The sequence below is a fragment of the Pseudoxanthomonas sp. Root630 genome (genome assembly GCF_001427585.1).
Classification (GTDB): domain Bacteria; phylum Pseudomonadota; class Gammaproteobacteria; order Xanthomonadales; family Xanthomonadaceae; genus Pseudoxanthomonas_A.
On sequence record NZ_LMGY01000021.1, the window covers coordinates 110,487 to 121,543 of the forward strand.

7 protein-coding genes and 1 pseudogene are annotated in these 11,057 nt (G+C 67.8%); 6 read left to right on the forward strand and 2 right to left on the reverse strand.

Going from position 1 to position 11,057, the window contains the following annotated elements:
* Window positions 1–38: 38 nt before the first annotated feature.
* Both ASD72_RS20020 and ASD72_RS21610 read left to right on the forward strand, forming a co-directional pair.
* Window positions 39–2,066, forward strand: a pseudogene (locus ASD72_RS20020) (sodium-translocating pyrophosphatase); the annotation flags it as partial.
* Between the two features lie 60 nt (window positions 2,067–2,126).
* Entirely contained in the window at window positions 2,127–2,462 is a 336-nt protein-coding gene (locus ASD72_RS21610) for an OmpA family protein (protein ID WP_235578080.1), read from the forward strand.
* A 60-nt stretch (window positions 2,463–2,522) separates the two neighbouring features.
* On the opposite strand, the gene ASD72_RS20025 is transcribed toward ASD72_RS21610, so the two are convergent.
* A complete protein-coding gene (locus ASD72_RS20025; protein WP_056881744.1) occupies window positions 2,523–3,074 on the reverse strand; it encodes a hypothetical protein in 552 nt (183 codons plus the stop codon).
* Window positions 3,075–3,792: 718 nt separating this feature from the next.
* Window positions 3,793–4,824, reverse strand: a complete 1,032-nt coding sequence (locus tag ASD72_RS20030; protein WP_056881745.1) for a LysR family transcriptional regulator — start codon at window positions 4,822–4,824, stop codon at window positions 3,793–3,795.
* A gap of 527 nt (window positions 4,825–5,351) precedes the next feature.
* On the opposite strand from ASD72_RS20030, the gene ASD72_RS21615 reads away from it, so the two are divergent.
* The 4 genes from ASD72_RS21615 (at window position 5,352) to ASD72_RS20055 (ending at window position 11,027) form a co-directional block, all read left to right on the forward strand.
* Window positions 5,352–5,624 carry a hypothetical protein gene (locus tag ASD72_RS21615; RefSeq protein WP_235578072.1) on the forward strand — a complete coding sequence of 91 codons (273 nt, stop codon included), beginning with the start codon at window positions 5,352–5,354 and terminating at the stop codon, window positions 5,622–5,624.
* Entirely contained in the window at window positions 5,621–6,427 is an 807-nt protein-coding gene (locus ASD72_RS20045) for an SDR family NAD(P)-dependent oxidoreductase (protein WP_081420495.1), read from the forward strand. Before ASD72_RS21615 ends, ASD72_RS20045 begins: the two co-directional genes overlap by 4 nt.
* 130 nt (window positions 6,428–6,557) lie before the next feature.
* Window positions 6,558–7,766 (forward strand): efflux RND transporter periplasmic adaptor subunit, encoded by a 1,209-nt coding sequence (locus ASD72_RS20050; RefSeq protein WP_056881748.1) that lies wholly within the window; start codon window positions 6,558–6,560, stop codon window positions 7,764–7,766.
* 90 nt (window positions 7,767–7,856) lie between these two features.
* Window positions 7,857–11,027, forward strand: a complete 3,171-nt coding sequence (locus ASD72_RS20055; RefSeq protein WP_056881749.1) for a multidrug efflux RND transporter permease subunit — start codon at window positions 7,857–7,859, stop codon at window positions 11,025–11,027.
* Window positions 11,028–11,057: the final 30 nt, after the last annotated feature.

Genomic DNA, 11,057 nt, shown 5'->3' on the forward strand with positions numbered 1-11,057 from the left:
GCTTCGCTGGACGACATCCATCAACCTTGGGAGGGGTCATGCTGGAACAACACGGTTTGACGCTGGCGCTGATCTGCGCCGGCGTGGCGATCATCTATGGCGTGGTAGCCGCGCGCTGGATCCTGAAACAACCCGCCGGCAACAGCCGCATGCAGGAAATCGCGGCCGCCGTGCAGGAAGGCGCCAGCGCTTACCTCAACCGGCAGTACACGACCATCGGCATCGCCGGCATCGTGTTGTTCGCATTGATCGGTTTCTTCCTGTCGTGGCCCAGCGCCATCGGCTTCCTGGTCGGCGCGGTGCTGTCGGGCGCCGCCGGCTACATCGGCATGAACGTCTCGGTGCGCGCCAACGTGCGCACCGCGGAAGCCGCCAGCAAAGGCATGAGTGCCGCGATGGACGTGGCCTTCAAGGGCGGCGCCATCACCGGCATGCTGGTGGTGGGCCTGGGCCTGCTCGGCGTGGTCGGTTACTACGCGGTGCTCCACCTGCACATGGGCTACACCGAAGCCGAGGCGCTGCACGCGCTGGTCGGTCTCGCGTTCGGCTCGTCGCTGATCTCGATCTTCGCGCGCCTCGGCGGCGGCATCTTCACCAAGGGTGCGGACGTCGGCGCGGACCTGGTGGGCAAGGTGGAAGCCGGCATTCCCGAGGATGACCCGCGCAACCCGGCGGTGATCGCCGACAACGTCGGCGACAACGTCGGCGACTGCGCCGGCATGGCAGCGGACCTGTTCGAGACCTATGCGGTCACCATCATCGCGACGATGCTGCTGGGCAGCCTGATGGCCGCGCAGGCCGGCGAACACGCGGTGCTCTACCCGCTGGTGCTGGGTGGCGTGTCGATCATCGCTTCGATCATCGGCGCCTTCTTCGTCAAGGTGAAGGCGGGCGGCTCGATCATGGGCGCGCTGTACAAAGGCGTGATCGTGTCGGCGGTGCTGGCCGCGATCGCGTTCTACCCGATCACCACGCAACTGATGGCCGACTCGTCCTACGGCGCGATGAACCTGTATTTCTGCGCCCTGGTCGGCCTGGCGCTCACCGGCATCATCGTCTGGATCACCGAGTACTACACCGGCACGCAGTACGCGCCGGTCAAGCACGTCGCTGCAGCATCGACGACGGGCCACGGCACCAACATCATCGCGGGTCTCGGTGTGTCGATGCGCTCGACCGCGTGGCCGGTGGTAGCGGTGTGCCTCGCCATCCTCGGCGCCTACGCACTGGGTGGCCTGTACGGCATCGCCATCGCCGCGACCGCGATGCTGTCGATGGCCGGCATGATCGTGGCGCTGGACGCCTACGGCCCGATCACCGACAACGCCGGCGGCATCGCCGAGATGGCCGAGCTGCCGCCGGAGATCCGCAACATCACCGATCCGCTGGATGCGGTGGGCAACACCACGAAGGCGGTGACCAAGGGCTATGCGATCGGGTCGGCCGCGCTGGCGGCGCTGGTGCTGTTCGCCGACTACACGCACAACCTGCAGACGGAAAATCCCGGTGCGGTGTTCACCTTCGACCTGTCCAACCACCTGGTGATCGTCGGCCTGCTGATCGGCGGCCTGATCCCCTACCTGTTCGGCGCGATGGCGATGGAAGCCGTCGGCCGCGCGGCGGGCAGCGTGGTGGAGGAAGTGCGTCGGCAGTTCCGCGAGATCCCCGGGATCATGGCGGGTACCGCCAAGCCGGACTACAGCAAGGCCGTCGACATGCTGACGAAGTCGGCGATCAAGGAAATGATCGTGCCTTCGCTGCTGCCGGTGATCGTGCCGATCGTCGTCGGCCTGCTGCTCGGCCCGCAGGCGCTGGGCGGCCTGCTGATCGGCACCATCGTCACCGGTCTGTTCGTCGCGATCTCGATGACCACCGGCGGCGGCGCGTGGGACAACGCCAAGAAGTACATCGAGGACGGTCACCACGGCGGCAAGGGCAGCGAAGCGCACAAGGCCGCGGTCACCGGCGACACCGTCGGCGATCCCTACAAGGACACCGCCGGCCCGGCGATCAATCCGCTCATCAAGATCATCAACATCGTCGCGCTGCTGCTGGTGCCGGTGCTGCCGGTCAACGGGTGGCTGGGCAGCGCCACGTCGGCGGAGGTCGCCGCGCATGCCGCGCCGATGGCCGCGGGCGAAGTCGTGGATGGCCATTCGGCCAAGCTGTACTTCGACACCAGCTCGGCCGTCGTGCCGGCCGATACCAGCGCGCGCCTGGCCGGTGTGCTGGGCACGCTGCATGCCGATCCGAATGCCCGCGCGCGGGTGTCCGGCTTCCACGATGCGAGCGGCGACCTGGCCGCGAACGAAGCCCTCGCCAAGCAGCGCGCCGAGGCGATCCAGCAGTGGCTGGTCGTCAATGGCGTGGTCGCCGAACGCATCGTGCTGGACAAGCCGGCGCAGACCACCGGCGACGGCAATGCGGACGAAGCACGCCGGGTGGAAGTCACGGTCGAATGATCTGACCTTCCTGCAGCAACGGAAAAGGCGGCCTCGGCCGCCTTTTTCTTCGTCCGTGCATCAGGTCCCGGGCTGCAACGCCACCACCCGCACATCGACGTCCTTGCAGGCGTTGTCGCGGCAGATGCCGTTCACCCACGCCTCGCCGTTGCCGAACATCACGCCCTTGTAGTTGACCATCAGCTGCGAGTACTTCTGCTTCGTGATCGCGTCGGCGATGGCCGGCGTGACGATGCGGTCGTAGTCGCGCACGAAGGCCTCGGCATCGGCGACCTTCAGCGGCTCGCCATCGCGCACCGTGGTGAAGGGGTAGTCCACCAGCGCGGCCACGGCCGCGGCATCGCGCGCCGCGACCGACTGCTGCAACTGGCGGATCACCGTTTCGTAGCGGACGTGGTCGCCGAGCACGTCGTCGATGGACTGGTTCACGGCAGCAGGATCATCGACCACGGCCACGACCGGCGTTGCCGGGGCAGCGGCCGGCGCGGGCGTCGTCGCATCGGAGGACGCCGCGGGCGATGTGGCCGCGACAGGCGCGGCCGCGGGTTCCGGTGGCGACGGCGTGCACGCCGCCAGCCACAGCACCATCGGGGTGGCAATCAGCTTCTTCATCGTGCGGCTTCCTGGTTCTGTGGCGAACGTGGTGCGAAGGTCCGTCCCTGGCACGACAGCCGAGCTCCGGCGGTGCGCCCCCATGGTAGCGGTGGGCGCACGGACAAGCGTTCGGGAATCGTTAGGCCGGCGATCGTGGGCCGACATCCCCACCATCGTCATCCCGGCGCATGCCGGGATTCATTGGCTTTCGCCGTTGTTCTCACGGTGCTGCCCATAAGCGCAGGAGCGACATGGGTCCCAGCTTTCGCTGGGACGACGAGGCCTTCAACCCAGCGCGCCGGCAAATACCTCATACCCCACCGTCGTCATCCCGGCGCATGCCGGGATTCATTGGCTTTCGCCGTTCTTCTCATGGTGCTGCCCACAAGAGCGGGAGCGACATGGGTCCCAGCTTTCGCTGGGACGACGAGGCCTTCAACCCAGCGCGCCGGCAAATACCTCATCCCTCACCGCCGTCATCCCGGCGCATGCCGGGATCCATTGGCTTTCGCCGTTTTCCTCACGGTGCTAGCCATAAGCGCGGGAGCGACATGGGTCCCAGCTTTCGCTGGGACGACGAGGCCTTCAACCCAACGCGCCGGCAAATACCTCATCCCTCACCGCCGTCATCCCGGCGCATGCCGGGATCCATTGGCCGTTGCAGTTGCCCTTGCGCATCTATGCAAGGGAGCGAAAAAAGATGGGTCCCGGCCTTCGCCGGAGCGACGGCATGGCTTCAGCTCAGCACGTCGGCCAGCACCTTGCGCCCCACCGCCGCGGCCTCGGCTTCCACTTCCGGCACGGCTTCCGCCGCCGCGCGCGCTTCGGCCTGCTGCTTCAGATACACCGGGCAGTGCTCCATCATGTAATCGACATCGAACTTCATCCGCTCGACCAGGAAATCGACGAACGCGCGCACCTTCGGCGACTGCACGTGGCCGCGCGGGAACACCGCGTTGAATTCGAACTCCGGCCCGGTCCAGCCCGCCAGCACGCGCTGCAGATGGCCCTGCTCCAGGTACGGCTTCACCATCACGTCCGCGCCGACCGTCAGGCCTTCGCCGCACAGCAATGCACCTTTGAGCGCGGCGGGGTCGTTGGCGACCAGGATGGGATTGATCGGATAGTCCTGTTCGCCGTTCGCATCGCGCAGCGTCAGTGCGAAGCCGTTGCCGCGACGGTGCTTCTGCATGGCGAGCACGCGATGGTGCTGCAGGTCGTTGGGGTGCAGCGGTTCGCCGTAGCGCGCGAGGTATTTCGGGCTGGCGTAGACCTGCGTGCGCAACGTGCTCAGGCGACGCGCGACCAGGTTGGAATCGGGCAGGTTGCCGATGCGCAGCGCCACGTCGATCTCGCCGGAGATCAGGTCGAGCGTGTCGTTGGCGAGGATCATCTCCACGCGGATCTCCGGATACTGCGCATGGAACTCGCCCAACAGCGGCGCGATCTTGTCGATGCCGATCGAATACGGCGCGGTGAAACGCAGCCAGCCGCGCGGGCCGGCGTGCAGCTGGCTCACGGCGCTCGCAGCTTCGTTGAGTTCGCGCGCGATGCGCTGGCAGTGTTCGTAGTACACGTTGCCGGCTTCGGTCAGACCGAGCTTGCGCGTGGTCCGGTGCAGCAGCTGCGCGCCCAGGCGCGTCTCCAGTTCCTGCACCTTGCGGCTGACGGTGGTCTTGGGCAGGCGCAGCGATTGGGCGGCGGCAACGAAGCTGCCCTGCTCCACCACTTTGACGAAGATCAGGGTGTCGTTGAGGTCGTGGCTCATCGGTCTGGCTCCAGGGAGGGGCGCGGGGCATTGACCCGCTGACGGGATGATTATTCCCCTAAATCAGGACTAATCAAGTCCTCATTGGGGGCGTAACGTGCCACCCATCGTCACAGCACGGGTCCCCTCGCCATGTTGCTCGCCCGCCTCTTCCAGACCCTGGACCATCCGGCCGCCCCTCAGGAGGCCCCGTCCTATCAAGCGTTCCGTCGCTCCAAGCACCTGATCCGGCAGGAAGTCGCCGGCCCGGTAGTGGCGCCCCGTTCGCAACGGGGTGGCGTGGTCAGTGCGGGCCGCCGTCTCGCACGGCTGGCCTCGGCAGATGGGATTATCCCCGTCGCGGGAGTATTCATCCCATGAATGGGACGGTCGCCCCCCGCCGTCCGACAAACGGCAGCGCCTCCGATGAAGCCGCACCGCTGCGCCTGGGTCGTTGCCAGTCATTCGTTGCGGCCGCGCAGGATCGTGCAAGCGCGGAGCAGGATCCGGATATCGGCGACGTGCAGCGCGCCGCCACACTGCACGGCATGCCCCGTTCCCTTCTCCGTGCCGCCCAGCGCTGGCTCGACGCCAGCGTGCGCGTGGTCGCCCGCTTCTTCCGCGCATCGGCCGCCCCGTCGTCGCCCTCCCCCGCGACGGGTCGGCCGGTCTCGCGTGCGCTCTTCGCCGGCAAGGCGATGGGGTTCCGCGAATTCACCACGCCGCGCACCTTCGCCAATGGCGAACGTTCGCGCTTGCGGGTGAAGACGACCGGCACCAGCGCGCGCGTCATGCCGCTGCGCCTGCGGAGCCCGCAATGAGCCTCGACCGCGACAGCCTGACCCCCGGCGCGCTGGTGCTCGGTGCGGGCGGCAACGTCGGCTTCGGCGTGGTCGGTGCGCTGCTGGAAGCCGGCAGCCCGGTGCTCGCCGTCGGTCGCGAAGGCCCGCGCATGAGCGCGCTGGCCGAGCACTTCGACGACGAGCCCGGACTGGACCTGCTGCATGCGCCCTGCATCCACGACGACCGCGACGCCGCGCGCCTGGCCGAACAGGTCCGCGAACGCGGCCGTCCACTGCGCGCGGTGTTCGCGAGCATGGGCACGCCGCTGCAGAGCGGCCGCCTGCTGGACCGTCCTGCGAACTTCCTGCTCGAAAAGCTGGAAGCGGACCTGATCCCGCACCTGGCGGCCGCCCGCCATCTGCTGCCGCTGCTCGCCGAAGGCCAGCACACCGCCAATTACGTGCTGATCGGCGGTCCGTACGCCGAGCGCGGCTGGTCCGGCTACGGCCATGCCTCGGTGACCGGTGCGGCGATGCGGATGCTGGCGCAGGTGCTGCACGAAGAAGCCCAGGCGCTGGGCGTGCGCGTGCAACTGCTGTCGGTCGACAAGCCGGTGTGCACGCCCGAGAACGCCATCAACGCGTGCGCCGAATGGCCGAACGCGCTGGCGGTCGGGCGCAGCGCGGTGTCGTTGCTGACGCGCACCGACAAGCGCTCGCAATCCATCGTCACCTGGACCGCGAAGGATGCGCAGCCACCCGAGCGCACCGTGGCCTGCGATTTCGAGGACACGCTGCTGGCGGTGGCGGGCGTGCCGCGCAACGGCCGCGCGTCGGCCTGACTGTCACGCCGCAGCGTCCTGTTCCGTCCTCGCGTCATGACATGCCGATCCGCCGCTTGACCTCAAGCAAGCTTCAGGTTGCAACCTAGTCGCTCTTTCCTTCCACCTCTCCCCCACGAGACCACCACCCATGAACACGAACATCTCTTTCTCCTCGGGTTCTCGACGCCTGTTGGCGCTGGGGGCTTTCAGTGCCCTCGCCCTCGCCGTGCTGGCCGGCTGCAGCGGCCAGGCCGCCGAAAACGGCGCGCCGCCCCCGCCGCAGGTCAGCGTCGCCGCCGTGCCGGTCAAGACGATCAGCCAGTGGGACGAATTCAGCGGCCGCGTCGAAGCCATCGAGCACGTCGACCTGCGTCCGCGCGTCTCCGGCTACATCGACCGCGTCAATTACACCGAAGGCCAGGAAGTGAAGAAGGGCGATGTGCTCTTCACCATCGACGCCCGCAGCTACCGCGCCGAACTGGCGCGCGCGCAGGCCGAGTTGGCCCGCGCCCGTACCCAGGCCGAACTGGGCCGCAGCGAGGCCTCGCGCGCCAAGCGCCTGGCCGACCTGCAGGCGCTGTCCACCGAAGAGTACGAGCAGCGCCGCGCCAACGCCGACCAGGCGCAGGCGAACGTCGCCGCCGCGCAGGCCGCCGTCGAAAGCGCGCGCCTGAACCTGGATTGGACCCAGGTGCGTGCGCCGATCGACGGCCGTGCCGGCCGTGCACTGGTCACCGCGGGCAACCTGGTCAGCGCCGGCGATGCCGCCAGCGTGCTGACCACGGTGGTCTCGCTGGACAAGGTGCACGTGCACTTCGACGCCGACGAGCGCGCGTTCCTGCGCTACGCCGAGATGGCGCGCAACGGCGAACGCCCGAGCGAGCGCGACGGCAAGGTGCCGGTGCAGGTGGCGCTGGCCGATGAAACCGACTTCCCGCACGCGGGCGTGGTCGACTTCCTCGACAACCAGGTCGACCGCAGCACGGGCACGATCCGCGCCCGCGCCCTACTCGACAACGCCGACCGCGTCTTCACCCCCGGCCTGTACGCCCGCGTGCGCCTGCTGGGCAGCGGCGAGTTCAAGGCCGCACTGGTGGACGACAAGGCCGTGTTGACCGACCAGGACCGCAAGTACGTCTACGTGGTCGACAAGGAAGGCAAGGCACAGCGCCGCGACGTGCAGATCGGCCGCATGGCCGACGGGCTGCGCATCGTCGAGAAGGGCCTGGCCGCCGGTGACCGCGTGATCGTCAGCGGCGTGCAGAAGGTGTTCTTCCCCGGCATGCCGGTGGATGCCAAGGCCGTGGCGATGGGCGCGCAGGCGCCCGCGCCGACCCAGGCCGTCGCCAAGAACTGACGCCACCCGCACCGCAATGATGGAACCCACGCCTGCCGCTCCCGCGGCAGGCGGCGGGGACGCTCTTTCTTCTTTCCAGGAAATCCACCCATGGACTTCTCAAGATTCTTCATCGACCGGCCGATCTTCGCCGCCGTGCTGTCGATCGTGATCTTCGCCGCCGGCCTGATCTCGATCCCGCTGCTGCCGATCGGCGAGTACCCCGAAGTGGTGCCGCCCTCGGTCGTCGTGCGCACGGTGTATCCCGGCGCCAACCCGAAGGTGATCGCCGAAACCGTCGCCACGCCATTGGAAGAAGCCATCAACGGCGTCGAGGACATGATGTACGTCAAGTCCGTCGCCGGCTCCGATGGCGTGCTGCAGCTGACCGTGACCTTCAAGCCGGGCACCGATGCCGACGAGGCCGCGGTGCGCGTGCAGAACCGCGTCGCGCAGGCGCAGGCCCGCCTGCCCGAGGACGTGCGCCGCCAGGGCGTGACCACGCAGAAGCAGTCGCCGGTCTTCCTGATGGTCGTGCACCTGGTGTCGAAGGACGGCAAGTACGACTCGCTGTACCTGCGCAACTACATGCGCCTGCACGTCAAGGACGAACTGGCGAAGATCCCCGGCGTCGGCGATGCGCAGCTGTTCGGTGGCGGCGACTATGCGATGCGCCTGTGGCTGGACCCGGACAAGGTGGCCGCGCGCGGCATGACCGCCGGCGACGTGCTGCGCGCCGTGCGCGAGCAGAACGTGCAGGTCTCGGCGGGCCAGTTGGGCGCCGAACCCATGCCCAACGGCAGCGACTTCCTGCTGCCGATCAACGCGAAGGGCCGCCTGGAGACCGTCGAGGAATTCGGCGACATCGTGCTGAAGGCCGGCAATGACGGCGAGATCGTGCGCCTGGCCGACGTGGCCCGCATCGAGCTGGCCGCCGGCGACTACACGCTGCGTGCGCGACTCAACGGGCAGAACGCCGCGGCCGTGGGCATCTTCCAGGCACCGGGCGCGAATGCGCTGCAGATCCGCGATGCCGTCGTCGCCAAGATGGAGGAGGTACGCAAGACGTTGCCGCCGGGCGTGGAGATCACCTCGGTGTACGACACCACGGTGTTCGTGCGCGATTCGATCAACTCGGTGGTCACCACGCTGCTGGAAGCCACGCTGCTGGTGGTGCTGGTGGTGATCCTGTTCCTGCAGACCTGGCGCGCGTCGATCATCCCGCTGCTGGCCGTGCCGGTGTCGGTGGTGGGCACCTTCGCCGTGCTGTACCTGCTGGGCTATTCGATCAACACATTGACGCTGTTCGGCCTGGTGCTGGCGATCGGCATCGTGGTGGACGACGCCATCGTGGTGGTCGAGAACGTGGAGCGCCACATCGAACATGGCGCCACGCCGCTGGAAGCGGCGCACCTGGCGATGAAGGAAGTGTCCGGCCCGATCATCGCCATCGCGCTGGTGCTGTGCGCGGTGTTCGTGCCGATGGCGTTCCTGACCGGCGTGACCGGCCAGTTCTACAAGCAGTTCGCCGTCACCATCGCCATCTCCACCGTGATTTCGGCGATCAACTCGCTGACGCTGTCGCCGGCCCTGGCCGCGAAGCTGCTGAAATCGCACGACGCGCCGAAGGACGGCCCGTCGCGCCTGATCGACCGCCTGTTCGGTTGGCTGTTCCGTCCGTTCAACCGCTTCTTCAACCGCAGCTCGCAGCGCTACGAGGGTGCGGTATCGCGTGCCCTCGGCAAGCGCGGCGCCGTGTTCGCGGTCTACATCGTGCTGCTGATCGGCGCCGGCGTGATGTTCAAGGCCGTGCCGGCCGGCTTCATCCCGGTGCAGGACAAGCTGTACCTGATCGCCGGCGTGAAGATGCCGGAAGGCGCGTCGATCGAACGCACCGACGCCACCCTGAAGAAGATGACCAAGCTGGCGATGGAAGTCGAAGGCGTGCAGGACGAGATCGCCTTCCCCGGCCTGAACCCGCTGCAGTTCACCAACACGCCGAACAGCGGCGTGGTGTTCTTCAACCTCAAGCCGTTCGGCGAGCGCAAGAACAGCGCCGAACAGATCACCGCCGAGCTCAACCAGAAATTCGCCGGTATCGAGGAGGGCTTCACCTTCGCCTTCATGCCGCCGCCGATCCAGGGCCTGGGCAACGGCTCCGGCTGGTCGCTCTTCATCGAGGACCGCACGCGCCTGGGCTACGGTGAGTTGCAGAACGCGGTGCAGGCGTTCCAGGGCGCGGCCTCGCAGACGCCGGGCCTGGGCTTCCCGATCAGCAGCTACCAGGCCAACGTGCCGCAGCTGGATGCCGAAGTCGATCGCGTGAAGGCGAAGGCACAGGGCGTGCCGCTGACCGAACTGTTCGACACGCTGCAGACCTACCTGGGCTCGGCCTACGTCAACGACTTCAACATGTTCGGCCGCACCTGGCAGGTGATCGCGCAGGCGGACGGCGGCTTCCGCGACCAGGTCGAGGACATCGCCAACCTGCGCACCCGCAACGCCAACGGCGAGATGGTGCCGATCGGCAGCATGGTGAACGTCAAGCAGACCTACGGCCCGGACCCGGTGATCCGCTTCAACGGCTATCCCGCCGCCGACCTGCTGGGCGAAGCCGACCCGCGCGTGCTGTCCTCCGGCGAGGCGATGGCCAAGGTCACCGAGCTGGCGCAGCAGGTGCTGCCGACCGGCATGGGCATCGACTGGAGCGACCTGAGCTACCAGCAGGCGACCCAGGGCAAGGCGGCGCTGGTGGTGTTCCCGCTGGCCGTACTGCTGGCCTTCCTGGTGCTCGCCGCGCTGTATGAAAGCTGGACGTTGCCGCTGGCGGTGATCCTGATCGTGCCGATGACGCTGCTGTCGGCGCTGGCCGGCGTGTGGCTGGTGGGTGGCGACAACAATGTGTTCGTGCAGGTGGGCCTGGTGGTGCTGATGGGCCTGGCGTGCAAGAACGCCATCCTGATCGTCGAGTTCGCCCGCGAGCTGGAACTGCAGGGCAAGGGCATCGTGGAATCCGCCCTGGAAGCCTGCCGTCTGCGCCTGCGCCCCATCATCATGACATCGGTCGCCTTCATCGCCGGCACCGTGCCGCTGGTGCTGTCGTCCGGTGCCGGTGCGGAGGTACGCTCGGTCACCGGCATCACGGTGTTCGCCGGCATGCTGGGCGTGACCCTGTTCGGCCTGTTCCTGACCCCCGTCTTCTACGTGGCCCTGCGCAAGCTGGCCAACCGTCCGCTGGTTTCCCACGCCCCCGTCGCCGACACGGCGACGACACATCACTGATCCACTTTCCCAACCCCCACGAGGTCATGC

Excerpts from the sequence above, each read along its gene's own strand:
- ASD72_RS21610 (WP_235578080.1), top strand. The coding sequence starts at position 2,127 with ATGGCCGCGGGCGAAGTCGTGGATGGCCATTCGGCCAAGCTGTACTTC.
- ASD72_RS20025 (WP_056881744.1), bottom strand. The coding sequence starts at position 3,074 with ATGAAGAAGCTGATTGCCACCCCGATGGTGCTGTGGCTGGCGGCGTGC.
- ASD72_RS20030 (WP_056881745.1), bottom strand. The coding sequence starts at position 4,824 with ATGAGCCACGACCTCAACGACACCCTGATCTTCGTCAAAGTGGTGGAG.
- ASD72_RS21615 (WP_235578072.1), top strand. The coding sequence starts at position 5,352 with ATGCCCCGTTCCCTTCTCCGTGCCGCCCAGCGCTGGCTCGACGCCAGC.
- ASD72_RS20045 (WP_081420495.1), top strand. The coding sequence starts at position 5,621 with ATGAGCCTCGACCGCGACAGCCTGACCCCCGGCGCGCTGGTGCTCGGT.
- ASD72_RS20050 (WP_056881748.1), top strand. The coding sequence starts at position 6,558 with ATGAACACGAACATCTCTTTCTCCTCGGGTTCTCGACGCCTGTTGGCG.
- ASD72_RS20055 (WP_056881749.1), top strand. The coding sequence starts at position 7,857 with ATGGACTTCTCAAGATTCTTCATCGACCGGCCGATCTTCGCCGCCGTG.